Below are 23,941 nucleotides of genomic sequence, written 5' to 3'. Positions count from 1 at the left end.
GAAGATGTTTCGTAAAACATCGTCGTGTCGCGAAAATTTGAGAGACTCGAACACACCGTCACTCTGTTCTTATTACGGAGAACAGACGCAGCGTGTCGTTTCAATTTTCAGCTTGATCCAGATTTTTAAAGAGCAAAACTTCGCAGTGAACCTTTTCAGGTACACTCTGAAGTTTTCTTGTTGTTCGCAGTAAAAGGATGGTGGAGCTATGCGGGATCGAACCGCAGACCTCCTGCGTGCAAGGCAGGCGCTCTCCCAGCTGAGCTATAACCCCATCACAAATGCTAAATCTCATTACCGGTAATTTAGACTGAGACAAGGCGTGGAAGGACGAAGCATACTGAAGTATGCGAGTCGTTTCACAACGCAGTATCAGGATAAATTTGGTAGGCCTGAGTGGACTTGAACCACCGACCTCACCCTTATCAGGGGTGCGCTCTAACCACCTGAGCTACAAGCCTGCAGAGATTTTTTACTGCTTATTTTTCATCAGACAATCTGTGTGGACACTACAAAGGCAGGTTCTTTCAGGTAAGGAGGTGATCCAACCGCAGGTTCCCCTACGGTTACCTTGTTACGACTTCACCCCAGTCATGAATCACAAAGTGGTAAGCGCCCTCCCGAAGGTTAAGCTACCTACTTCTTTTGCAACCCACTCCCATGGTGTGACGGGCGGTGTGTACAAGGCCCGGGAACGTATTCACCGTAGCATTCTGATCTACGATTACTAGCGATTCCGACTTCATGGAGTCGAGTTGCAGACTCCAATCCGGACTACGACGTACTTTATGAGGTCCGCTTGCTCTCGCGAGGTCGCTTCTCTTTGTATACGCCATTGTAGCACGTGTGTAGCCCTACTCGTAAGGGCCATGATGACTTGACGTCATCCCCACCTTCCTCCAGTTTATCACTGGCAGTCTCCTTTGAGTTCCCGGCCGAACCGCTGGCAACAAAGGATAAGGGTTGCGCTCGTTGCGGGACTTAACCCAACATTTCACAACACGAGCTGACGACAGCCATGCAGCACCTGTCTCACGGTTCCCGAAGGCACTAAAGCATCTCTGCTAAATTCCGTGGATGTCAAGAGTAGGTAAGGTTCTTCGCGTTGCATCGAATTAAACCACATGCTCCACCGCTTGTGCGGGCCCCCGTCAATTCATTTGAGTTTTAACCTTGCGGCCGTACTCCCCAGGCGGTCGACTTAACGCGTTAGCTCCGGAAGCCACTCCTCAAGGGAACAACCTCCAAGTCGACATCGTTTACGGCGTGGACTACCAGGGTATCTAATCCTGTTTGCTCCCCACGCTTTCGCACCTGAGCGTCAGTCTTTGTCCAGGGGGCCGCCTTCGCCACCGGTATTCCTCCAGATCTCTACGCATTTCACCGCTACACCTGGAATTCTACCCCCCTCTACAAGACTCTAGCCTGCCAGTTTCGAATGCAGTTCCCAGGTTGAGCCCGGGGATTTCACATCCGACTTGACAGACCGCCTGCGTGCGCTTTACGCCCAGTAATTCCGATTAACGCTTGCACCCTCCGTATTACCGCGGCTGCTGGCACGGAGTTAGCCGGTGCTTCTTCTGCGAGTAACGTCAATCACTGTGGTTATTAACCACAATGCCTTCCTCCTCGCTGAAAGTACTTTACAACCCGAAGGCCTTCTTCATACACGCGGCATGGCTGCATCAGGCTTGCGCCCATTGTGCAATATTCCCCACTGCTGCCTCCCGTAGGAGTCTGGACCGTGTCTCAGTTCCAGTGTGGCTGGTCATCCTCTCAGACCAGCTAGGGATCGTCGCCTAGGTGAGCCATTACCCCACCTACTAGCTAATCCCATCTGGGCACATCTGATGGCAAGAGGCCCGAAGGTCCCCCTCTTTGGTCTTGCGACGTTATGCGGTATTAGCTACCGTTTCCAGTAGTTATCCCCCTCCATCAGGCAGTTTCCCAGACATTACTCACCCGTCCGCCGCTCGTCACCCGAGAGCAAGCTCTCTGTGCTACCGCTCGACTTGCATGTGTTAGGCCTGCCGCCAGCGTTCAATCTGAGCCATGATCAAACTCTTCAATTTAAGTTTGATGCTCGTGAATTAAACTTCGTAATGAATTACGTATGTTCACTCAGAGACTTTGGTATTCATTTAGCGTCTTGCGACGTTTAGAATCCATGTCACTTTGAGTGCCCACACAGATTGTCTGATAAATTGTTAAAGAGCAGTGCCGCTTCGTTTTTCTCAACGGCGCGGGGTGTGCATATTACGCTTTCCCGCTTCAGAGTCAAGCTTTATTTTCGCTTATCTCTGTTGGTGTTCATCTCTGAACCCCGCTAACCCGGCGGCGTGTATGCCGTTGTTCCGTGTCAGTGGAGGCGCATTATAGGGAGTTATTCTGGGGTGACAAGCATAAAATCGAAAAAAGTTATCGTTCGCTTATTTTTCAAACTTACCGTCGATTAAACCCGCGAATCGACCGTTAATTGCGCGATTTCCCGCGCAAAACTGGCCACCTGCGGCCAGTCCGTATAAACCACTTCTTTACGGGTATCCGTCTCCCCCCGGTCATCTTCATAATGAGGCGGATCATAAAGCGGTCATACCAGCTATAGCGTGGATAACGCAGCGCGCCCGCAAACACAGCACAGCGTTCTGGCTGCCACGGCGAGTTCAATAAAAACTTACGCGTATAGCTGTTGGTCTGCGGCGTGCGTTTCTCCGCTTTACGTGCGACCAGGTTCACCGAATAGAACGCACCAGGCAGGCTGTTTAATGTCGCCAGATGTTTTTTCACAAAGCGATCCAGCGCAGGATGGAAATGGCCATAACGAATAGAAGCGCCAATCACCACGCGATCGTAATCCTGCCAGTGAATCTCTTCCGTCCGATTGAGATTCACCACATCAGCGTAAACGCCCTGCTCTTTCAATTCAGACGCCAGATAAAAGGCGATCTCACGCGTCTGACCATCTCGTGTCGAAAATAAAATAAGTGTCTTCACCAGCTAGATCCTTACTCGCGCCAGAATGTTGGGGTGAACAGCACCAGCAATGTGAATACTTCAAGACGCCCGAACAGCATGTTGGCAATCAGGATCCACTTCGCTACCGGGTTCATGCTGGCAAAGTTATCCGCCACCACGCCAAGCCCCGGCCCAAGGTTATTGAGCGTTGCTACTACGGAAGCAAACGCCGAGAAATCATCAACGCCGGTGGCGATAATCGCCAGCATGCTGACGATAAAGACCAGCGCGTAGGCAGAAAAGAAGCCCCACACCGCTTCAAGAATACGTTCCGGCAGCGCGCGGTTGCCAAGCTTAATGCTATAAACCGCATTCGGGTGTACCAGACGTTTCAGTTCACGGTTACCCTGCTTGAACAGCAGCAGAATACGGATGACCTTCAGGCCCCCGCCCGTGGATCCCGCACAGCCGCCGATAAAAGCAGAGCACAGAAGCAGTACCGGCAGGAACAACGGCCAGCGGGCAATGCTGTCCGTGGTAAAGCCTGCCGTCGTAGCCATCGACACCACCTGGAAGAAAGCCTGGTTAAGGGTCATCACGGCCGAGCTGTAAACATCATGGAACCACAGCACCAGCGTACAGATGATGACCAGCGTCAGTTGCACGCCGATAAACATTCTGAACTCTGGATCGCGCCAGTAGACCCTCAGGCTGCGCCCACTCAATAAAGAGAAATGCAGACCGTAGTTACAGCCTGAGATCAGCAGGAAGATAGCAATAATAGTGTTGATAGTCGGGCTATCGAAATAGCCCACGCTGGCGTCGTGGGTCGAGAACCCGCCAATCGCAATCGTGGAGAAGCTGTGTCCAATCGCATCGAAGGCAGGCATCCCGGCAAACCACAGGGCCAGCGCACACGCGACGGTCAGTAATACGTAGATGAACCAGAGCGTTTTTGCCGTCTCGGCAATACGCGGACGCATCTTGTTATCTTTCAGGGGGCCCGGCATTTCAGCGCGATAGAGCTGCATCCCACCGACACCCAGTATCGGGAGAATCGCCACGGCGAGGACGATGATCCCCATACCGCCGAACCATTGCAGCATCTGCCGATAAAAGAGAATGGCATGCGGTAGCGAGTCCAGCCCCACCAGCGTGGTCGCACCCGTGGTCGTTAACCCGGAAAAGGATTCAAAAAACGCGTCGGTCACGGTCAGATTCGGCTGTTCCGCGAAGATAAACGGCAGCGCACCCACGCTCCCCAGCACGGTCCAGAACAGCACCACAATCAGAAAGCCCTCGCGAGACTTCAACTCGCCCTTCTCGCGACGGTTAGGCCACCAGAGAATTGAGCCAATCACCAGCGCGGCGAAAAAGGTCTGCGTGAACGCACGCCCCGCGCCGTCCCGATAGATAAGCGCTACCAGCCCTGGGAGGATCATCGTCCCGGAAAAGAGTATGACCAGCAGTCCAACAATTCGGGTTATGGCACGAAAATGCATCTCTGCCGTTCCTTTGGTATTCAAAAAGTAAGGTGGGGATTATTCTTCAATCGGCAGTAATTGCAACGCACCACGACTAAAATCAGCCAGTTTTGCTGAAAAAGCCGCCAGTTCCGCCTGAGGAAGCGCCACGCGTAATTGTACCGTCGCCTGGTAATCACTCTGCACAATCACGCCGTTAACATTTTTAAGCAGCGTTTCGATGCCAGATAACTGAGCGTAATCACAGAACAAAGTATATTCGGTAAGTGGCGTTTTGCGGACCGTCTGCAGCAGATTAAGCGCCTGCTGCACTCCTCCGCCGTAGGCTTTTACCAGCCCACCGGTTCCTAACAGGATGCCGCCGTAGTAGCGAACCACCACAGCGGTGATCTCCCCGACGCCGCTTCCCATCAACTGAGAGAGCATCGGTTTACCCGCTGTTCCTGTGGGCTCACCATCATCAGAAAAGCCAAGCTGTTGCGAATCATTCGGTGGACCGGCGACCCACGCTACGCAGTGGTGGCGGGCATCAGGATGGTCTGCACGAACAGATTCAACAAAGGCCTTCGCCGCCTCCACGCCGTCCGTATGGGCCAGCAGCGTGATAAAGCGGCTCTTTTTGATCTCTTCGACGAAGGTGACCGGCTCAGCCGGTATCAGCCAGCTGTCCATCACGCCAGTTTCTGATCTCGCGTCATGTTTTCGATGCTGTTTTCGTGAATCACCACGTTATCTTCGATACGAATGCCACCAAACGGCTTCAGCGCTTCAATTTTCTGCCAGTTGAAATGTTTGCTGAACGGGCCTTCACGCCACGGCTGCAGCAGAGAGTCGATGAAGTAAATGCCTGGTTCAATGGTCAGCACCATGCGCGGTTGCAGCACACGGGTGCAGCGCAGGTAAGGATACTTCGACGGCGCAGCCAGATGCGTGCCGGTATCATCCTGCATAAAGCCAGCCACATCATGAACTTGCAGGCCCAGCGGATGACCAATCCCGTGCGGCATGAACGGCCCGGTGAGATCGTTTTCCACCATCGCCTCTTCGCTCATATCCGTCAGAATCTGGTGCTTACGCAGCAGTTTGGCGATGCGCTGATGGAATTGAACGTGGTAATCGACGTAGCTGGTACCCGCCTTCAGGGTGCTGATAAGCGCCAGCTGTTCGTCATTCACGTCTTTGATCAGCTGCGCGAAATCCGTATCGGCGTTCGCCGCCCAGGTACGGGTCAGATCGGCTGCATAACCGTTGTATTCAGCGCCCGCATCCAGCAGAAAACTGCGCATCTCGGCCGGCGCGCGGTGATCCAGTTTTGTATAGTGCAGCACGGAAGCATGCTCATTCAGCGCCACGATGTTGCTGTAAGGCACGTCCGTATCGCGATGGCCGGTCGCCGTCAGGTACGCCTGATTAATGTCGAACTCGCTCATCCCGGAAAGGAAGGCTTCCTGGGCCGCCTGATGACCGTTCACCGCCGTTTTCTGCGCTTCGCGCATGCAGGAGAGTTCATAGTCGGTCTTATACGAACGGTAATAGTGCAGATAATCAATCACGCCTTTCGGGTTGATGTTATCCGCAGAAATATCCAGACCCCGAGCACGTTCTGGCACCGGACCAATATACCCGATGTTGCCACGCGCAGCAGGCAGCTGGCTGCCGATACCGTCGGCTTTTGGCAGGGCAATCACATCCACTTCTTCGGTCCAGAAGCTGGTCGGCAGCGGCTCCACGTTGTGCCAGTAATCGACCGGCAGATAGAACCACAGTTTCGGCTTGTTCACGCCATCCACCAGCAGCCAACAGTTGGGAACCTGCGTCACCGGCACCCAGGCTTTAAACTGCGGATTGACCTTGAAGGGATACGGATGGTCATCCAGGAAGACGTTGACCAGCTCACCAGAGTGAATAAGCAGCGCATCGAGCTTAAAACGGGCCAGTACATCGCGGGTACGTTCCTGTAACGTAACAATATGATTTTTATAAAGTGAGGCCAGTGAGTCCATCATTCTTCCTTTCTTTATTGAGCTCAAGTCTTCGCATCTTAGCACACCTCGCTTTTACTGCGTCATTTCCACCGAGCGTGATCAATGCAGCATTTATTTAATGAGTGATTTGCATTTTATTAACATAAATTCCACACTCGACTTCATCTGGTATGACCAGATCCAATTGCTGGATTCAGGAGACTGACATGCTCTACAAAGGCGACACCCTGTACGTAGACTGGCTGGAAGATGGCATCGCCGAACTGGTGTTCGATGCCCCCGGCTCAGTCAACAAACTCGACACCGCGACGGTGGCCAGCCTCGGCCACGCGCTGGATGTCCTCGAAAAACAATCTGATTTGAAAGGGCTGCTGCTGCGTTCTGAGAAAGCCGCCTTTATTGTCGGTGCCGACATCACCGAGTTCCTCTCCCTGTTCCAGGTGCCGGAAGAACAGCTCAGCCAGTGGCTGCATTTTGCCAACAGCGTCTTTAACCGCCTGGAAGACCTTCCTGTTCCCACGATCTCTGCCGTCAACGGCTACGCGCTGGGCGGCGGCTGCGAATGCGTGCTGGCGACAGACTATCGTCTCGCCACGCCGGATCTGCGCATCGGCCTGCCGGAAACCAAGCTGGGCATCATGCCGGGCTTTGGCGGTTCCGTTCGTATGCCACGCATGTTGGGCGCCGACAGCGCGCTGGAAATTATCGCTGCAGGGAAAGACGTAGGCGCAGATCAGGCACTGAAAATCGGCCTGATTGACGGCATCGTGAAGCCGGAAAAACTGCGCGACGGTGCGATCAGCATTCTGCGTCAGGCGATCAATGGCGATCTCGACTGGAAAGCCAAACGACAGCCGAAGCTTGAGCCGCTGAAACTCAGCAAAATTGAAGCCACCATGAGCTTTACCATTGCCAAAGGCATGGTGATGCAGACCGCCGGAAAACACTATCCGGCACCGATCACCGCCGTTAAAACCATTGAAGCCGCCGCACGCTTTGGCCGCGAAGACGCGCTTAAATTAGAAAACCAAAGCTTCGTGCCGCTGGCGCATACCAGCGAAGCGCGCGCGCTGGTCGGCATTTTCCTCAACGATCAGTACGTGAAAGGGAAAGCCAAACAACTCACCAAAAACGTTGAAACGCCAAAACATGCGGCGGTACTCGGCGCAGGCATTATGGGCGGCGGGATTGCCTACCAGTCGGCCTGGAAAGGCGTGCCGGTAGTGATGAAAGATATCAACGAGAAATCCCTGACGCTGGGCATGAACGAAGCGGCCAAGCTGCTCAACAAACAGCTTGAGCGCGGCAAAATTGACGGTCTGAAGCTGTCGGGTGTGATCTCAACCATTCAGCCAACGCTGGAGTACACCGGTTTTGACCGCGTGGACATCGTCGTTGAAGCGGTCGTCGAAAACCCGAAAGTGAAAAAAGCAGTACTGGCAGAAACGGAAGAGAAAGTGCGCCCGGATACGGTTCTGGCGTCCAACACCTCGACTATTCCGATCGGCGAACTGGCAAGCGTTCTGAAGCGTCCGGAAAACTTCTGCGGCATGCACTTCTTTAACCCGGTCCATCGTATGCCACTGGTCGAAGTGATTCGCGGGGAAAAAACCTCCGACGAAACCATCGCCAAAGTGGTGGCGTGGGCCAGCAAAATGGGTAAAACCCCAATTGTGGTGAACGACTGCCCAGGCTTCTTCGTCAACCGCGTGCTCTTCCCGTACTTCGCCGGATTCAGCCAGCTGCTGCGCGACGGCGCGGATTTCCGCAAAGTCGACAAAGTGATGGAAAAAGTATTCGGCTGGCCAATGGGCCCGGCGTATCTGCTTGACGTGGTCGGCATTGATACGGCGCACCATGCGCAGGCTGTGATGGCCGCGGGTTTCCCACAGCGGATGCAGAAAGATTATCGCGACGCCATCGATGCGCTGTTCGACGCCAGTCGCTTTGGGCAGAAAAACGGTCTGGGTTTCTGGCGTTATAAAGAAGACAGCAAAGGCAAGCCGAAGAAAGAGGACGATGCTGCCGTTGAAGATCTGCTGGCTGGCGTCAGCCAGGCAAAACGTGATTTCAGCGACGAAGAGATTATCGCCCGCATGATGATTCCGATGGTCAACGAAGTGGTGCGTTGCCTGGAAGAAGGCATTATCGCAAGCCCGGCAGAAGCAGATATGGCGCTGGTCTACGGCCTCGGCTTCCCTCCGTTCCACGGCGGTGCGTTCCGCTGGCTGGATACGCTCGGCAGCGCGAAGTATCTCGACATGGCGCAGCACTATCAGCATCTCGGGGCGTTGTATGACGTGCCGGAAGGCCTGCGTAATAAAGCGCGTCATAACGAACCGTACTATCCCCCAGTTGCGCCTGCCCGTCCGGTTGGCGAGCTGAAAACGGCTTAAGGAGTCACAATGGAACAGGTTGTCATTGTCGATGCAATTCGCACCCCGATGGGCCGTTCGAAGGGCGGCGCATTCCGCAACGTGCGCGCGGAAGATCTCTCCGCGCACCTGATGCGTAGTCTGCTGGCGCGTAATCCTGCGCTGGAAGCGGCTGCGCTGGATGATATTTACTGGGGCTGTGTACAGCAAACACTGGAGCAGGGTTTTAACATCGCCCGTAACGCTTCCCTGCTGGCCGAAATCCCGCATTCGGTTCCGGCGGTCACCGTCAACCGTCTGTGCGGTTCGTCGATGCAGGCGTTGCACGACGCGGCTCGCATGATCATGACCGGCGATGCGCAGGTCTGTATGGTCGGTGGTGTGGAACACATGGGCCACGTGCCGATGAGCCACGGTGTCGATTTCCACCCAGGCATGAGCCGTAACGTGGCGAAAGCCGCGGGCATGATGGGTCTGACCGCCGAAATGCTCTCCCGCATGCACGGCATCAGCCGCGAAATGCAGGACGCCTTTGCTGCGCGCTCTCATGCCCGCGCCTGGGCCGCAACGCAGTCCGGCGCCTTTAAAAATGAGATCCTCCCGACCGGCGGCCACGACGCTGACGGCGTACTGAAACAGTTCTACTTCGATGAAGTGATCCGCCCGGAAACCACCGTCGAAGCGCTTTCCACGCTGCGTCCGGCGTTTGACCCGGTGACCGGCACGGTGACGGCAGGCTCATCCTCTGCCCTTTCCGACGGTGCAGCGGCGATGCTGGTGATGAGCGAAAGCCGCGCTCGCGAGTTAGGCCTGAAGCCGCGCGCTCGCGTCCGTTCCATGGCCGTAGTGGGCTGCGATCCCTCGATTATGGGTTACGGCCCGGTTCCGGCGTCAAAACTGGCGCTGAAAAAAGCCGGGCTGACGGCCAGCGATATCGACCTGTTTGAGATGAATGAGGCGTTCGCCGCGCAGATCCTGCCGTGCATTAAAGATCTGGGGCTGATGGAGCAGATCGACGAGAAGATCAACCTCAACGGCGGCGCGATCGCGCTGGGCCATCCGCTGGGTTGTTCGGGCGCGCGTATCAGCACCACGCTTATCAACCTGATGGAACGCAAAGACGCTCAGTTTGGTCTGGCGACGATGTGTATCGGGTTGGGCCAGGGGATCGCGACGGTGTTTGAGCGGGTGTAATGAGAAAGCCGGGGGCGTTTCGCTCCCCGGCCTGTAACAGAATAAATGATTTAGTTGCCGTTTTTCCCGCCTGTCAGGGGCGGGTTTTTTATTTAGATAAACGCAAACGCATCGCCGAACAGGCGATCTTCCCGCGCATCACGCTCATGGCAGAACAGGTCGCGAGCAATCTTCGCCATCTCAAAACGCCCGGCAATATAGATATCGTGTCCGGCGAGCGTCCCGTGATCCTGCAACACCGCTGTCAGCACCGTACCTGAGCGCCCGCGCCAGCCCTCTTCCGGCTGCTCAACTACAGGCTCAACGCGCAGATTCGGGTGCGTTACGCTCAGTGCTTCCAGCTCGGAAAGATCGTAGAGATGTTTCTCTTCGCGACCGCCCCAGTAGATGGTGATGTCGCGGTCCGGATTTTGCGCCAGCGCAGTCAGCAGAATCGAACGCACATAGGAGAAACCCGTTCCCCCGGCAATCAGAATCAGCGGACGATCTTCGTCTTCACGCAGCCAGGCTTCGCCGTGCGGGATATCGACATTGATTTCACGCTCTTTCAGAATACGGTCCATCACTGCCATGGCATACAAGTTAAGCTCTGACGCACCAATATGCAGCTCAATAAATTCCTGCTCCGCTGGCGTAGACGCCATAGAGAAAGGGCGCTTATCACGTTCATCCATCACCACCATCAAATATTGGCCAGCGCGGAAAGAGAACGCCGCCTCCGGAACCAAACGGACGCGATATACGGTGTCGGTGATAGCATCTACCGAGGTCACTTTACAGCTTAAGGTTGTCATTCGCTCTCTCTGTCGGGAAGTCTATAGGGCTTAACGGTCAGACTCGGGCTTACCGTCATTCAATATGGCCAACTCGTCCCAAATCGCGTCAATTCGCGCGGTCACTTCAGGATCTTTTTTAATCGGGCGACCCCATTCACGCTCAGTTTCGCCGGGCCATTTATTGGTGGCATCCAGTCCCATTTTTGAACCAAGCCCAGAAACCGGCGAGGCAAAATCCAGATAATCAATCGGTGTATTTTCCACTAACACCGTGTCGCGCGCCGGGTCCATACGCGTGGTGATGGCCCAGATAACGTCATTCCAGTCGCGGGCATTGACGTCGTCATCACAGACAATAACAAATTTGGTATACATAAACTGGCGCAGGAATGACCACACGCCCATCATCACGCGCTTGGCGTGACCTGCGTACTGTTTCTTCATCGTCACCACCGCCAGGCGGTAGGAACATCCTTCTGGCGGCAGATAGAAATCGACAATTTCCGGGAACTGCTTTTGCAGAATCGGTACGAACACTTCATTCAGCGCGACGCCTAATACAGCAGGCTCATCCGGCGGACGGCCGGTGTAGGTCGAGTGATAAATCGCATCTTCACGCTGCGTAATGTGCGTAACGGTAAACACCGGGAAGCTATCCACTTCATTGTAGTATCCCGTATGGTCACCATAAGGCCCTTCCGGTGCCAGCTCGCCCTGTTCGATATAGCCTTCAAGCACGATTTCCGCGCTGGCAGGCACTTCCAGGTCGTTAGAAATACACTTCACCACTTCGGTTTTGGTGCCGCGCAGCAGGCCTGCGAAAGCGTATTCCGACAATGTATCAGGCACCGGCGTCACGGCGCCGAGAATGGTCGCCGGATCGGCACCGAGCGCCACTGAAACCGGGAAACGCTCGCCCGGATGCGCCGCACACCACTCCTGGAAATCAAGCGCACCGCCGCGATGCGACAGCCAGCGCATAATCAGTTTGTTTTTGCCAATCAGCTGCTGGCGATAAATACCGAGATTCTGACGCTCTTTATGCGGGCCACGGGTAACCGTCAAACCCCAGGTGATCAGCGGCGCGGCATCTTCAGGCCAGCACTGCATGATAGGGATTTTGGTCAGATCGACGGCATCGCCTTCGAGGATTTTCTGCTGGCACGGCGCACCGCGCAGGCGTTTGGTTGGCATATTCAACACCTGCTTAAACTGCGGCAGTTTGTCGAACAGATCGCGGAAGCCTTTCGGCGGCTCTGGCTCTTTCAGGAATGCCAGCAGTTTACCGACTTCACGCAGCGCACTGACATCTTCCTGGCCCATCCCCATCGCCACACGCTTAGGCGTGCCGAAGAGGTTGCAGAGCACCGGCATGGAATAACCTTTCGGATTTTCAAACAGCAACGCGGGGCCACCGGCACGCAGGGTGCGGTCAGCGATTTCTGTCATTTCCAGATAAGGATCAACAGGGAGCGTAATGCGTTTGAGTTCGCCCTGCTTTTCCAGCAGCGCCAGGAAGTCGCGTAGATCGTGGTATTTCATGCAGTTAGTCATGGCCTCTCTGTAAGCGCTTCATTATACGGCGTTCGTCATCATGACGCTGTAATTTTGTTAAATAAGCGTGAAGTTCTGCCTCAACTTCCGCTTTCGGCCATTATAATCACCTTAGCGATCCCTTCGGGGTTTTGATATGCTTGCGCCGCGAACAAAGGGAAAGAGTGATTATGCAAGCCTGGTATTTACTGTATTGCAAACGCGGGCAAATTCAGCGTGCGCAGGAACATCTTGAGCGTCAGGCAGTCAATTGTCTGATGCCTGTTATTACGCTCGAAAAAATGCTGCGCGGCAAGCGTACAACAGTCAGTGAGCCGCTGTTCCCTAACTACCTTTTCGTCGAATTCGACCCGGAAGTGATCCACACCACCACCATCAATGCCACGCGGGGTGTCAGCCACTTCGTGCGCTTTGGCGCGCATCCGGCCACCGTGCCGTCGACGGTGATCCACCAGCTTTCGGTCTACAAACAGCCGGAAGATATTACCGACCCTGAAACGCCGTTCCCCGGCGATAGCGTTGTTATCACCGAAGGGGCATTCGAAGGGTTTGAAGCAATATTTGCCGAGCCAGACGGCGAAGCGCGCTCCATGCTGCTGCTGAACTTCCTTAATAAACAGGTACGTCAGAGCGTCAAGAATACCGAATTCCGCAAGGTTTAAAACCTCACGCCGAACAGACGACGGACGTTTTCATCCGTCTGTGCGTCCAGCCACTGCAATTCTTCGCCCCGCCAGTGCGCGATCCGCTCCACGATATGGCCAAGATAAGCCGGTTCGTTGCGTCGTGAGGCGGGTTTGGGCCGCATGTCGCGCGGCAGAAGGTACGGTGCATCCGTTTCGACTAACAGCCGATCGGCAGGAATAACCGGCAGCAGTTCGCGCAACTCCAGTCCACGTCGTTCATCGCAAACCCAGCCGGTAATGCCCAGATACAGCCCGCGATCCAGACACTCAATCGCCTCCTGGCGGGAGCCGGTAAAGCAGTGCAGCACCGCGCCAGGCAGCTTATCCAGCCAGGGTTCCAGCAGCGTCAGAAAACGTTCGTGGGCGTCGCGGCAATGCATAAACACCGGCATCCCGAGTTCTGCCGCCAGCGCCAGCTGTGCGGTAAACGCCCTCTCCTGCTCGGCAGGGGTAGAAAAGTTGCGGTTAAAATCGAGACCACATTCGCCAATCGCCACCACCTCTGCTGTTTTCGCCAGCGCATACAGCGTCCCGGCGCTTTCATCACTCCAGTGGCTACTGTCGTGAGGATGTACGCCTGCGGTTGACCAGCAGTGCTCAAAGCCCTGCGCCAGCCGCTGCGCATGCTCGCTTTCCTGAAGGTTGGTGCCCGTCAGCAACAGCCCGTTGACGCCCGCAGCAAAGGCACGCGCCACCACCTCATCACGATCTTTGGCAAACTGCGAACTGGTCAGATTTAAACCGATATCAAACATGCTCTCTCCCATATGACAACCGCCCTGTCGGGCGGCTGGTTTTACTCTTCTGTCGGATTTTCTGGCTCATCTTCTTCGTCATCCCGTGAGCGACGTTTGCCCACATAGAAGCGCGAGAAGAACACGCCAACCTCAAACAGGCAGTACATCGGTATCGCCAGCAGGGTTTGCGAGAAGACATCAGGCGGCGTCAGCAACATCCCGACCACGAACGCGCCCACCAGCATATACGGGCGTTTCTTACGCAGATCTTCCGGCGTGGTGACGCCCATCCAGCAGAGCAGGACGATCGCGACCGGCACCTCGAAGGCCACGCCGAACGCCATAAACAGCGCCATCACAAAGCTTAGGTAGCTGGCGATGTCCGTCGAGACCTGCACCCCTTCCGGCGCGGTGTGCGTCAGGAAGCCAAAGGCCAGCGGGAAGACGACGAAGTAGGCAAAAGCCATGCCGATATAAAACAGCAGCGAGCTGGAGACCAGAAGTGGGATTACCAGCTTACGTTCATGTTTGTAGAGCGCTGGCGCCACAAACGCCCACACCTGGTAAAGAATCACCGGCGCAGACGCAATCAGCGAGACCCAGAAGGTCAGCTTGATTGGCGTGAAGAACGGCGACGCCACATCGGTGGCAATCATCGTTGCACCCAGCGGCATCTGCTTAATCAACGGCGCGGAGACAACCTGATAGATGTCGTTAGCGAAATAGACCAGGCACAAGAAAATCAGGAAAACGGCAATAATGCAGTTTAACAGACGCTTACGCAGCTCAATGAGGTGCGTAATAAGTGGTTGAGTATCATCTACTGCCATGTTTACGCTTTATCACTCGACGAGGGGGCGGATTCGGAAACGGGCGCGGCGGCTTTTGCTTCTGCGGCTTTCGGTTTTACCTCAGGCTCTTGTGCAGGGACGGGCTCTTGCAGATCAGGGGCTTGCGATGGCGCACTGGCCTGATGCTCCGCTTCGGCAGGCGTAACGCCTTCACGCTGAGCATCGCTATCTTTTACCAGCGGATTACGAATAGTGTTCGCTTCATCGCTCGCTTTTTCAGGATCGTTGACGCTGTAAGAACGCTTCATGGACTCCGCAGCTTCACGCAATTCATCCATCGACGCTTTCAGCTCAGGCGACAGATTATCCATGCTCGCCTTTTCAACCTTTTTCAGGCTGTCCTGAAACTCCTGGAGCTTGAGTTCCTGCGCCAGTTCATTTTGCACCGTCGTGGCCAGCGAGCGCAGCGCGCGTACCCAGCCTGCGACAGTTTTTACTGCCACCGGCAGACGTTGCGGGCCTAATACAATCAGGCCAATCACGAATACCAGCAGCAGTTCACCAAAACCAATATCGAACACGACTTACACCTGCTCTTTATCGTGGCGTTTAGCGTCTTCCTTTTTGGCTTCGTCCTGTTTGTCTGCGATGGTTTTAGCCGTGAAATCCGCGTCCTGGCTGGATTTTTCTTGCTTGTCTTCATCATCGCTGATGGCTTTCTTGAAGCCTTTGATGGACGCGCCAAGGTCGGAACCGATAGAACCGAGCTTTTTGGTGCCGAACAGCAGCACGACGATGACGGCAATGATTAACAATTGCCAGATACTGATACCACCCATACTACATCCTCGATAGATGATTAATTAATCAGGTTGCATTATACGTATGCAACCTGGCGATAGCGACGCAAATTCAGCGCGTTTTTCTCCAGCCGATCAGCCAGACCACAAGGCCTCCGGCCATCACCCAGGCGGGCATCATCTCCCAGTCCGGGCGGTTGATCAGCAACAGCGTGCCGCTGAGCAACAAGGTAGCGCCAATGCCAAAGAGGTAGCGAGACTGCCCCTGACGCACGCGATTGGACTGAAGCTCGATGGCGATTTTATCCATGCTGTGCTGAAGGTTCTTGCTCTGACGCAAAGTGTCGTAAACCAGTTCAGGGATCTCTGGCATTTTTTCGATCCAGAACGGCGCTTTGTCTTTAAACGCACGCACCAGCGAAGGAAGGCCCACCTGATCCTTAATCCACGACTCAAGGAAAGGTTTCGCTGTTTTCCATAAGTCTAACTGAGGATAGAGCTGGCGGCCTACGCCCTCAACGTAAAGTAGTGTTTTCTGAAGTAAAACTAACTGCGGTTGCACTTCCATATTGAAGCGTCGCGCGGTGTTAAAGAGATTCAGCAGAACGTGACCAAATGAGATTTCTGACAGCGGCTTCTCAAAAATCGGCTCGCAGACGGTGCGGATCGCAAACTCGAACTCTTCGACGTTGGTATCCGGCGGAACCCAGCCCGAATCCACGTGCAGCTCGGCCACCTTACGGTAATCGCGATTAAAGAAGGCGATAAAGTTTTCTGCCAGGTAGCGTTTATCTTCTTTGTTCAACGAGCCGACAATACCGCAGTCGATGCCGATGTATTTCGGATCTTCCGGATGTTCGTAGCTGACAAAAATATTACCTGGGTGCATGTCGGCGTGGAAAAAGCTGTCGCGGAATACCTGAGTGAAGAAGACCTGCACGCCGCGCTCCGCCAGCAGTTTCATGTTGGTGCCCTGATTTTCCAGCGCCACCACATCCGAGACGGGAATGCCGTAGATGCGCTCCATCACCATCATGTTTTGACTGCAGTAGTCCGAATAGACCTCAGGCACATACAGCATCGGGCTGTTTTCAAAGTTACGGCGCAGCTGAATGGCGTTAGCCGCTTCGCGCAGTAAATTCAGTTCATCGATCAGCGTTTTTTCGTACTCACGCACCACTTCGACTGGGCGCAGACGACGACCATCCGGCAACAGGCGCGGGACCCAGCGGGCCAGACGGTAAATCAGCTTCATGTCTGCTTTAATGATCGGCAGGATATCCGGGCGAATGACCTTGATGACGATCTCTTTGCCGTTCTCTTTCAGGCGCGCAGTATGCACCTGCGCAATGGAGGCAGAGGCCAGCGGGGTGATCTCAAAATCATCGAACCAGGTTTCAACAGGAATGCCGCCCATCGCCTCTTCAATCTGCTGCTTGGCACGCGCACCGTCGAAGGGTGCAACGCGGTCCTGAAGCAACGCCAGCTGATCGGCAATTTGCGGTGGGAAGAGATCGCGGCGGGTAGAGAGCATCTGCCCAAATTTAATCCAAACCGGGCCGAGCTCCTGCAACGCCAGTCGCAACCGCTCGCCGAGCGGCTGATCTTTATGACGGTTTGGCATCCAGAACAACATGCGCCGCCCGAATCGCAGCGGCAGCGTAATACGCATTTTGGGGATAAGCTCGTCGAGCCCGTAACTCAAAAAGGTGCGGACGATAAAGTAGAGGCGCCGAATTTCACCAGGCGTCATTTGCCCTCCAGTTTTTCCAGCCGTTGGGTTAGCGCGTCAACCGCGCGTTCGACAGCGGCGGTTTCTTCTGCAAACCACGCCATCTCAAGCGGACCGGGCGCCATTCGCCACTCTTCGGTCAGCACTTCAGCCACGTAGCGTTGCTGGCGCTGCACGCCTTTACGTAAAAAGGACGACCCGCCGCGCAGAAACTTGCCGATGCCTTCGGCCACGATGTCACCGGTATAAGGTGCCAGCAGCTCCGCCGGGTCAAACTCGGCCAGATCGGCCAGTGCGACAAAGTTTTGCACCACCTGAATATCGCCTTCGACTTCCAGCTCACCGCTGCGGATTAGCGCCGTGAGTTGCTGACGGTCGCGCAGTTTTGGCAGCACGCTCATGTGCGTAATGACAGAGCAATCGGCGTCGCCTTCCCACTCGCCCACGACATCCAGCTGGCGTTCGCTGAACACCAGCACCAGCGGCGTCGAGAACTCTTTTAGCACCACGCGAAGTACCTTGCCGTTTAGCCGCTGGCGCGCCGTTTTCAACGCAGGCGAGCGATACAAAAAGGTATTCAGGACATTCTCGATGCCTGCGGTGACTAACGGTTTAAAAGGCATACGTTGCCTCCAGTCAGAACTTGTAGCCGCGATGCAGCGCAACAACACCCGCCGTCAGGTTGAAATACTCAACGTTTTCAAACTCGGCATCCTGCATCATGGCTTTCAGGGTGTCCTGATCCGGGTGCATACGGATAGACTCCGCCAGATAGCGATAGCTTTCTGCGTCTTTTGCCACTAATTCGCCAATACGCGGCAAAATGTGGAACGAGTAGGCGTCGTACGCTTTGCTCAACGGCTCAATAATTGGTTTGGAGAACTCCAGCACCAGCAGACGTCCACCCGGCTTCAGCACGCGATACATAGAACGCAGCGCTTTTTCTTTTTCGGTAACGTTACGCAGACCGAAAGAGATGGTGATGCAGTCGAACGTGTTATCGGGGAACGGCAGGGCTTCGGCGTTAGCCTGTACATATTCAACGTTACCGACCACACCGATGTTACGCAGTTTTTCGCGCCCCATTTTCAGCATGGAATCGTTGATATCAGCCAGTACAACGCGGCCCGTTTCACCGACCATGCGGGAGAATTTTGCGGTCAAATCACCGGTACCGCCGGCTAAATCCAGAACGGTTTGACCACGGCGAACACCGCTACAGTCGATAGTGAAACGCTTCCACAAGCGATGAATGCCGAATGACATCAGGTCATTCATGACATCGTACTTTGCCGCCACGGAATGGAATACGTGGGCCACCATGTCTGCTTTCTGCTCTTTGGCGACAGTCTGAAAGCCAAAGTGCGTTGTTTCTTGTGAATCTTCAACCATCTCAGTGCCTGCTAATCAGTCAAATGTGCATGAAGTGTAACAGATTGGGCGCGTTTGCCCTACGATTCAACCACCCTGAAAGAATCGTTCTGACTGCGTTTCAGGGGCGGTTTGTGCCACTAACTCACTGTCATCACTGCTCATATTTCGTTCATTCACGCCTTCGCGCAGACGATACTCTTCATCCTGGGCCGTTGCCTGCTCCGCCAGTTCCGGATTAATCTCGCGCTTAACTTCTACGCCCAGCGTGCGAAACGCTTCGGCTTGTGCCAGCAAATTACCCCGCCCGGAGGAGAGTTTTTTCATCGCCTGTCGATAGTTATCCTGCGCGCGATCCAGGCTTTGCCCCACGGAAGACATATCGTCGACAAACAGGCGCATTTTGTCATACAGCTTGCTGGCGCGATCGGCAATCTGCTGCGCGTTACGGCTTTGATGTTCGTAGCGCCACAGGTTGGCAATGGTGCGCAGTGCCACCAGGAGCGTGGTCGGGCTGACCAGCATAATGTTGTTTTTCAGCGCTTCGGTGATAAGCTCTGGCTGCCTGTCGAGCGCCAGCAGGAACGCCGGTTCGACCGGGATAAACATCAACACATAGTCCAGCGACCGCAGGCCGGGTAACTGCTGATAATCCTTACGGCCCAGCAGACGAATGTGATTGCGCACGGAGGCGATGTGTTCCTGCAGCGCGGATTCGCGGGTGAAATCGTCTTCCGCATTGAAGTAGCGCTCGTAGGCCACCAGCGTCATTTTGGCGTCAATCACCACGTCTTTGCCCTGCGGCAGGCGCACGATCACATCAGGCTGCATCCGCGAGCGGGAATCGGTCTCAATGCTGACCTGCGTTTCATATTCGTAGCCTTCGCGCAGCCCAGAGGCCTCCAGCACGCGGGTTAGCACCACTTCTCCCCAGTTGCCCTGGGTTTTGTTGTCGCCTTTCAGGGCGCGCGTCAGGTTGACCGCCTCTTGCGCCATTTGCGCATTTAACTGCTGAAGATTACGGATCTCGTGCGCCAGCGTATGACGTTCACGGGCTTCCTGACCAAAGCTGTCCTGCACCTGGCGGCGAAAGCCGTCGAGCTGTTCGCGCAGCGGCGTCAGCAATCCATTCAGGCTCTGGCGGTTTTGTTCATCGACGCGGCGATTGCTCTGTTCAAAAATACGATTGGCGAGGTTTTCAAACTGCTCGCTGAGGCGCTGTTCGCTGTTGATCATCTGGCGGATTTTATCTTCCGCATGCAGCTGGGTGGATTCGAGGCGGGTGGTGACTTCGCGGAGATCCGCTTCAAGGGAGGTATTAATATCGCGCAGATTGCGCAGTTCGTTGTTGAGCAACTCGCACTCATCGCGCCAGTGGCTGCTCTGGGCCAGCTGCTGTTTGGCAGCGCTCAACTCAGCGACGATCTCTTCACGATCGAGCAGTTGTTCCGCTTTATGCTGAGCATGTTGATAGCTGGAGATCAGCCAGCCAATGACCAGCCCCGCCAGCGCTATCGCCGCATAAACGATGATTGAGATATCCACAACGCCTCCTGCATCAAACCATTACCCGCACAAAATAGAATTGTGCTGTATAAACGTCCAGTTTGAAAGGAATTTCCTGCGAAGCGTTACGCAAAAAAGAAAAGGCCGAACGTGTCGGCCTTGTACAGATTGAAGTGCGATTAGATCAGGCGGCGAGCCGCTTCGACCACAATTTTCACCGCGTGGCTTTCGGTTTGCTTCATGGTTTCTGCGTTCGGGATCTCTTGCTGAGTACGGTTAACGATTACGCCCGCCACCATACCCGCACGCAGACCCTGGCTTGCGCACATGGTCAGAAGCGTTGCCGATTCCATTTCGTAGTTCATGACGCCCATCGACTGCCACTCTTCCATAGAACCTTTAAAGCGGCTCACCACGCGACCGGAGAAGGTGTCGTAGCGCTCCTGGCCTGGGTAGAAGGTGTCAGAGGAAGCGGTCACGCCAATGTGCGTGGTTGCGCCGATAGATTTTGCCGCTTCAACCAGCGCCGTTGTGCATTCGAAATCAGCAACAGCCGGGAATTCCATTGGTGCGAAGTGCAGGCTAGCACCGTCCAGACGCACAGACGCGGTCGTCACCAGAACGTCACCGACGCTGATGTGCGGCTGAATCGCACCCGTGGTGCCGATACGCAGGAAGGTACGAATGCCCAGTTGCGCCAGCTCTTCCACAGCAATAGAGGTAGACGGGCCGCCGATACCGGTCGAGCACACAATCACCGCTTTGCCATCCAGCTCAGCACGCCAGGTGGTGAATTCACGATGCGCTGCCAGCTTAACCGGCTTATCCATCAGCGCGGCGATCTTTTCCACACGCTCAGGATCGCCAGGGACGATAGCCAGCGTAGCCCCTTGTAAATCGTTTTTAGTGAGGCCGAGATGAAAAACATCAGACTTAGACATAGGTGACTCCTCTGTGGGTCGGTGTGTCAGAAGAAGTAAAACGGTACTTTACAGAAGCACCAGGCTTAATTTCGTGACACACCTCACCATGAATGAAAATGGTTGCAGTTAATTTCCACAAAATAGTGATTTACATCACATTAACAAGTTATATCGTTCAGGGCTGCACAAAAGATAGCCCGTTTCGGGCACTGTGAGTTGTTAACTTGAGGTCTATATTTACTTTTGCGCTTACAGGTACGGAGAATACCATGACACAAAAGACCCATTTTGCACCTGCTGCTGCCCCTCTCGCCGCGACCATCGTCTCCACGTCAGAAGAAGCCATTACCGCAGGCGAAACCTCGATCCCCTCGCAGGGTGAAAACATGCCTGCTTATCACGCGCGCCCGAAAGAGGCCGACGGTCCGTTGCCGATCGTGATTGTGATACAGGAGATTTTTGGCGTTCACGAACATATTCGCGATATTTGCCGCCGTCTGGCGCTGGAAGGCTATCTGGCCGTTGCGCCGGAGCTTTATTTCCGCCAGGGCGATCCGAATGATTACAGCGATATCCCGACGCTTTTCAGCAATCTGGTCAGCAAAGTGCCGGATGCGCAGGTGCTTGCCGATCTGGACCACGTCGCCAGCTGGGCCGCGCGCAACGGCGGTGATCCGCACCGTCTGCTGGTCACCGGTTTTTGCTGGGGTGGGCGCATCAGCTGGCTGTATGCTGCGCACAATCCGCAGCTGAAAGCCGCCGTGGCGTGGTATGGCAAACTGGTCGGTGAGAAAACGCTGAATTCACCGAAACATCCGGTGGATATCGCGACCGATCTTAACGCGCCGATTTTAGGGCTGTACGGCGGCCAAGACACCGGGATTTCGCTTGAGAGTGTGGACACCATGCGCCAGGCGCTGCGTGCCGCCAATGCCAAAGCCGATATCGTGGTCTATCCCGACGCGGGACATGCCTTTAACGCCGACTATCGCCCGAGTTATCACGAAGAATCCGCCAAAGATGGCTGGCAACGTATGCTGGCCTGGTTCAGGCAGTATGGGGCGAAAAAGGGTTAAGTTGCTCACACATTGACGCAACAACCGCAGCCGTTGTTTGACTTTTAAACAGAATTTCGACGATATAAAAAGCACAGGCGTGTAACTACGATCCGTAGGCAAGACCTGAAGCCCATCTCTCTCTTTCGGGGGAAATGGGCTTCAGGTCTTTTTTTGCTCTGGAGACAGGGGCCAGACATGAATCACTTGCAGACAGCACTGGATATCATCGCCCAGGTGGGCGGCGCTGAAAACATCGAACATCTCGAGCACTGCTCCACCCGCTTACGGCTGAGCCTTTACGATAACGGGAAAGTGAACGAGCGCGAACTGGCGAAAATTGATGGCGTGCTCGGCGTGCGCGTCAACGTGCAGTGCCAGGTCATTATCGGTCATGAAGTGGTGCAGGTTTACGAAGCGGCGCGCTCCCTCATCGGCACACCTCAGGCAAATGCGTCAGCTCAGACGGTCAAACCGCATCGTGGCGCGCAAATCGTCGACTTTGTGATCAGCGTCTTTCAGCCGCTGGTCCCGGCCATTGCGGGCGGCGGCGTACTGAAATCGCTGCTGCTGTTGCTGGATGTACTTGGCTGGCTCAGCCGCGACAGTTCCACTTACAAAGTGCTGGATAATATCGGCTCGGCCCCACTCTATTTCCTGCCGATTCTGGTGGCGATAACCACTGCGACAAAGCTCAAAGTGAACGTGCTGGTTGCCGTCTCCGCCGTGGCGGTAATGGTGTTACCGGCAATGACGAAGCAACTGGCTGATGGCGCAGAGTTTATGTCGTTTGATCTGCGCAATGTCGCCTATGCCTCGCAGGTCTTCCCGGCCATTCTGTGCGTGCTGTTTTACGCTCAGACCGAGAAGTTGTTCAATCGTTACTCTCCCGGCGCACTGCGTATTTTTCTCTCGCCGATGCTCTCTCTGCTGGTCACGGTGCCAGTGACGTTGCTGATCCTGGGACCATTGGGCTATGAGCTTGGCGCGGGCCTGGCCACGGTGATCTTATGGCTCTATGGCAAGCTGGGATTTGTGGCGACCGGGTTACTCGCGGCAGCGCTGCCGTTTATGGTCGCAGCCGGAATGCATAAGCCGATGCTGCCTTATGCCGTCGCCTCGATGAGCCAGTTCGGGCGTGAAATGCTCTATCTGCCTGCGTCGCTGGCACACAACATCGCTGAATCTGGCGCCTGTCTGGCCATTGCACTCCGGAGCAAAGATAAGGTACTGAAATCCACCGCCTTCTCCGCAGGAATTTCCGCGCTGTTTGGTATTACCGAACCCGCCCTGTATGGCGTCACGCTTCTCAATAAAAAAGCACTGTATAGCGTGCTTGCGGGTAGCCTGGTTGGCGGCGCATTTATTGGCTGGATGGCCATCGAAGCCTTTGCGCTGGTAGGGCCTGGCCTTGCCAGCATCTCCATGTTCGTCTCGCCCGATAACCCAATGAACATCGTCTGGGCCTTTGCGGGTGCCGGTTTATCTTTTGTCATCGCCTTTCTGAGTGCTCTGCTGTTATGGCGCGATAAAGCCCCGGAACAGGCCGATGAACTGCACTTTATCCGTCCCGTAGAGGGGCAAATTATCCCGCTGGAAAATGTTAACGACGACGTTTTTTCGCGCAAAATCATGGGCGATGGCGTAGCCATTGTCCCTTCGCAGGGCGTCCTGCGTGCTCCCGCCGACGGCACGGTCGTTAACGTCTTTGAAAGCGGTCATGCCCTAAGCCTCTTAACGGATGCAGGGGTTGAGCTGATTTTCCACATCGGCATCGACACCATCAGGCTGCAAGGCAATGGATTCCACCCGCTGGTGAAAGAAGGCCAGCACGTGAAAAGCGGCGACACACTGATTGAGTTTTCTCTCGACATCATCACCGCCGCCGGGCTGGATCCGGTTGTGGTCATGATCGTCACAAATGGCGAACGATTCTCGCTGACACCAGGCAGTAACCACGACAAAGACACTCATCCTCACATCATCATGACGCTAAAGGAGTCCGTGTAATGGATAA

The 23,941-nt window shown here is 55.0% G+C and carries 19 protein-coding genes, 2 tRNA genes, 1 rRNA gene and 1 pseudogene; 5 read left to right on the top strand and 18 right to left on the bottom strand.

The genetic code is table 11. The features are described 5' to 3' along the window. Positions 1 to 198: 198 nt before the first annotated feature. The 7 genes and pseudogenes from DAI21_RS05545 to pepQ form a co-directional block, all read right to left on the bottom strand. Positions 199 to 274 (bottom strand) — tRNA-Ala (locus tag DAI21_RS05545). Between the two features lie 110 nt (positions 275 to 384). Then, a tRNA-Ile gene (locus DAI21_RS05540) sits at positions 385 to 461 on the bottom strand. Positions 462 to 532: 71 nt separating this feature from the next. Continuing rightward, positions 533 to 2,072: ribosomal RNA gene (locus DAI21_RS05535) — 16S ribosomal RNA — on the bottom strand. A 380-nt stretch (positions 2,073 to 2,452) separates the two neighbouring features. Continuing rightward, a pseudogene (gene hemG / locus DAI21_RS05530) lies at positions 2,453 to 2,994 on the bottom strand (menaquinone-dependent protoporphyrinogen IX dehydrogenase). Between the two features lie 11 nt (positions 2,995 to 3,005). Continuing rightward, the gene (trkH, locus tag DAI21_RS05525; RefSeq protein WP_100778474.1) at positions 3,006 to 4,457 is read right to left on the bottom strand and encodes a Trk system potassium transporter TrkH; all 1,452 of its coding nucleotides are present in this window, start codon (positions 4,455 to 4,457) and stop codon (positions 3,006 to 3,008) included. A gap of 39 nt (positions 4,458 to 4,496) precedes the next feature. After that, entirely contained in the window at positions 4,497 to 5,111 is a 615-nt protein-coding gene (locus tag DAI21_RS05520; RefSeq protein ID WP_107702655.1) for an IMPACT family protein, read from the bottom strand. Beyond that, positions 5,111 to 6,442: a Xaa-Pro dipeptidase gene (gene pepQ, locus DAI21_RS05515; protein WP_107702654.1), complete on the bottom strand. Its 1,332-nt coding sequence runs from the start codon at positions 6,440 to 6,442 to the stop codon at positions 5,111 to 5,113. Before pepQ ends, DAI21_RS05520 begins: the two co-directional genes overlap by 1 nt. Positions 6,443 to 6,630: 188 nt before the next feature. Between pepQ and fadB the strand changes: the two genes are divergently transcribed. Together fadB and fadA are read left to right on the top strand one after the other, a co-directional pair. Next, positions 6,631 to 8,820: a fatty acid oxidation complex subunit alpha FadB gene (fadB, locus tag DAI21_RS05510; protein WP_107702653.1), complete on the top strand. Its 2,190-nt coding sequence runs from the start codon at positions 6,631 to 6,633 to the stop codon at positions 8,818 to 8,820. A 9-nt stretch (positions 8,821 to 8,829) separates the two neighbouring features. Next, positions 8,830 to 9,993 (top strand): acetyl-CoA C-acyltransferase FadA, encoded by a 1,164-nt coding sequence (gene fadA, locus DAI21_RS05505; RefSeq protein WP_100778470.1) that lies wholly within the window; start codon positions 8,830 to 8,832, stop codon positions 9,991 to 9,993. Between the two features lie 92 nt (positions 9,994 to 10,085). Here fadA and fre read toward each other — a convergent pair whose 3' ends face one another. Together fre and ubiD are read right to left on the bottom strand one after the other, a co-directional pair. Next, the gene (gene fre, locus DAI21_RS05500) at positions 10,086 to 10,787 is read right to left on the bottom strand and encodes an NAD(P)H-flavin reductase (protein ID WP_100778469.1); all 702 of its coding nucleotides are present in this window, start codon (positions 10,785 to 10,787) and stop codon (positions 10,086 to 10,088) included. Between the two features lie 30 nt (positions 10,788 to 10,817). After that, positions 10,818 to 12,323 (bottom strand): 4-hydroxy-3-polyprenylbenzoate decarboxylase, encoded by a 1,506-nt coding sequence (gene ubiD, locus DAI21_RS05495; protein WP_100778468.1) that lies wholly within the window; start codon positions 12,321 to 12,323, stop codon positions 10,818 to 10,820. A 170-nt stretch (positions 12,324 to 12,493) separates the two neighbouring features. Here ubiD and rfaH point away from each other — a divergent pair, with 170 nt between their 5' ends. Next, positions 12,494 to 12,985 carry a transcription/translation regulatory transformer protein RfaH gene (rfaH, locus tag DAI21_RS05490; RefSeq protein ID WP_102105636.1) on the top strand — a complete coding sequence of 164 codons (492 nt, stop codon included), beginning with the start codon at positions 12,494 to 12,496 and terminating at the stop codon, positions 12,983 to 12,985. Here rfaH and tatD read toward each other — a convergent pair. From tatD to udp, 9 genes are all read right to left on the bottom strand, one after another. Further along, positions 12,982 to 13,764: a 3'-5' ssDNA/RNA exonuclease TatD gene (gene tatD, locus DAI21_RS05485; protein WP_107702652.1), complete on the bottom strand. Its 783-nt coding sequence runs from the start codon at positions 13,762 to 13,764 to the stop codon at positions 12,982 to 12,984. The two genes, rfaH and tatD, sit on opposite strands and share 4 nt — an antisense overlap. Positions 13,765 to 13,805: 41 nt before the next feature. Then, positions 13,806 to 14,576 (bottom strand): Sec-independent protein translocase subunit TatC, encoded by a 771-nt coding sequence (gene tatC / locus DAI21_RS05480; RefSeq protein WP_100778465.1) that lies wholly within the window; start codon positions 14,574 to 14,576, stop codon positions 13,806 to 13,808. Positions 14,577 to 14,578: 2 nt separating this feature from the next. After that, positions 14,579 to 15,118 (bottom strand): Sec-independent protein translocase protein TatB, encoded by a 540-nt coding sequence (tatB, locus tag DAI21_RS05475; RefSeq protein ID WP_102105638.1) that lies wholly within the window; start codon positions 15,116 to 15,118, stop codon positions 14,579 to 14,581. A 3-nt stretch (positions 15,119 to 15,121) separates the two neighbouring features. Continuing rightward, positions 15,122 to 15,376 (bottom strand): Sec-independent protein translocase subunit TatA, encoded by a 255-nt coding sequence (tatA, locus tag DAI21_RS05470; protein WP_100778463.1) that lies wholly within the window; start codon positions 15,374 to 15,376, stop codon positions 15,122 to 15,124. Positions 15,377 to 15,449: 73 nt separating this feature from the next. Then, positions 15,450 to 17,090, bottom strand: coding sequence for a ubiquinone biosynthesis regulatory protein kinase UbiB (gene ubiB, locus DAI21_RS05465; protein WP_107702651.1), 1,641 nt, complete (start codon positions 17,088 to 17,090; stop codon positions 15,450 to 15,452). After that, positions 17,087 to 17,692, bottom strand: coding sequence for a ubiquinone biosynthesis protein UbiJ (gene ubiJ / locus DAI21_RS05460; RefSeq protein WP_100778461.1), 606 nt, complete (start codon positions 17,690 to 17,692; stop codon positions 17,087 to 17,089). Before ubiJ ends, ubiB begins: the two co-directional genes overlap by 4 nt. A gap of 13 nt (positions 17,693 to 17,705) precedes the next feature. Then, positions 17,706 to 18,461 (bottom strand): bifunctional demethylmenaquinone methyltransferase/2-methoxy-6-polyprenyl-1,4-benzoquinol methylase UbiE, encoded by a 756-nt coding sequence (gene ubiE, locus DAI21_RS05455; RefSeq protein WP_100778460.1) that lies wholly within the window; start codon positions 18,459 to 18,461, stop codon positions 17,706 to 17,708. 66 nt (positions 18,462 to 18,527) lie between these two features. Continuing rightward, positions 18,528 to 19,985 carry a DNA recombination protein RmuC gene (gene rmuC, locus DAI21_RS05450; RefSeq protein ID WP_107702650.1) on the bottom strand — a complete coding sequence of 486 codons (1,458 nt, stop codon included), beginning with the start codon at positions 19,983 to 19,985 and terminating at the stop codon, positions 18,528 to 18,530. A 140-nt stretch (positions 19,986 to 20,125) separates the two neighbouring features. Beyond that, the gene (gene udp / locus DAI21_RS05445) at positions 20,126 to 20,887 is read right to left on the bottom strand and encodes a uridine phosphorylase (RefSeq protein ID WP_095283865.1); all 762 of its coding nucleotides are present in this window, start codon (positions 20,885 to 20,887) and stop codon (positions 20,126 to 20,128) included. 251 nt (positions 20,888 to 21,138) lie between these two features. Here udp and DAI21_RS05440 point away from each other — a divergent pair, with 251 nt between their 5' ends. Beyond that, on the top strand, positions 21,139 to 21,945 hold the full coding sequence (locus tag DAI21_RS05440) for a dienelactone hydrolase family protein (RefSeq protein ID WP_107702649.1): 807 nt from the start codon (positions 21,139 to 21,141) through the stop codon (positions 21,943 to 21,945). A 177-nt stretch (positions 21,946 to 22,122) separates the two neighbouring features. Then, complete coding sequence (locus tag DAI21_RS05435) at positions 22,123 to 23,934, top strand: beta-glucoside-specific PTS transporter subunit IIABC (RefSeq protein ID WP_107702648.1); 1,812 nt, start codon at positions 22,123 to 22,125, stop codon at positions 23,932 to 23,934. Positions 23,935 to 23,941 lie beyond the last annotated feature (7 nt).

Source organism: Lelliottia sp. WB101, assembly GCF_003051885.1.
Taxonomy (GTDB): Bacteria; Pseudomonadota; Gammaproteobacteria; order Enterobacterales; family Enterobacteriaceae; genus Enterobacter; species Enterobacter nimipressuralis.
The sequence above is the reverse complement of the archived record's forward strand: the minus strand, read 5'-3'. Positions and strand labels throughout refer to the sequence as shown.

Bases quoted from the DNA above. Each gene is read 5' to 3' on its own strand.
- DAI21_RS05440 (WP_107702649.1), top strand. From the start codon at position 21,139: ATGACACAAAAGACCCATTTTGCACCTGCTGCTGCCCCTCTCGCCGCG.
- ubiJ (WP_100778461.1), bottom strand. From the start codon at position 17,692: ATGCCTTTTAAACCGTTAGTCACCGCAGGCATCGAGAATGTCCTGAAT.
- trkH (WP_100778474.1), bottom strand. From the start codon at position 4,457: ATGCATTTTCGTGCCATAACCCGAATTGTTGGACTGCTGGTCATACTC.
- pepQ (WP_107702654.1), bottom strand. From the start codon at position 6,442: ATGGACTCACTGGCCTCACTTTATAAAAATCATATTGTTACGTTACAG.
- DAI21_RS05435 (WP_107702648.1), top strand. From the start codon at position 22,123: ATGAATCACTTGCAGACAGCACTGGATATCATCGCCCAGGTGGGCGGC.
- tatC (WP_100778465.1), bottom strand. From the start codon at position 14,576: ATGGCAGTAGATGATACTCAACCACTTATTACGCACCTCATTGAGCTG.
- ubiD (WP_100778468.1), bottom strand. From the start codon at position 12,323: ATGACTAACTGCATGAAATACCACGATCTACGCGACTTCCTGGCGCTG.
- DAI21_RS05520 (WP_107702655.1), bottom strand. From the start codon at position 5,111: ATGGACAGCTGGCTGATACCGGCTGAGCCGGTCACCTTCGTCGAAGAG.
- tatA (WP_100778463.1), bottom strand. From the start codon at position 15,376: ATGGGTGGTATCAGTATCTGGCAATTGTTAATCATTGCCGTCATCGTC.
- fre (WP_100778469.1), bottom strand. From the start codon at position 10,787: ATGACAACCTTAAGCTGTAAAGTGACCTCGGTAGATGCTATCACCGAC.
- rfaH (WP_102105636.1), top strand. From the start codon at position 12,494: ATGCAAGCCTGGTATTTACTGTATTGCAAACGCGGGCAAATTCAGCGT.
- ubiE (WP_100778460.1), bottom strand. From the start codon at position 18,461: ATGGTTGAAGATTCACAAGAAACAACGCACTTTGGCTTTCAGACTGTC.
- fadA (WP_100778470.1), top strand. From the start codon at position 8,830: ATGGAACAGGTTGTCATTGTCGATGCAATTCGCACCCCGATGGGCCGT.
- fadB (WP_107702653.1), top strand. From the start codon at position 6,631: ATGCTCTACAAAGGCGACACCCTGTACGTAGACTGGCTGGAAGATGGC.
- ubiB (WP_107702651.1), bottom strand. From the start codon at position 17,090: ATGACGCCTGGTGAAATTCGGCGCCTCTACTTTATCGTCCGCACCTTT.
- tatD (WP_107702652.1), bottom strand. From the start codon at position 13,764: ATGTTTGATATCGGTTTAAATCTGACCAGTTCGCAGTTTGCCAAAGAT.
- udp (WP_095283865.1), bottom strand. From the start codon at position 20,887: ATGTCTAAGTCTGATGTTTTTCATCTCGGCCTCACTAAAAACGATTTA.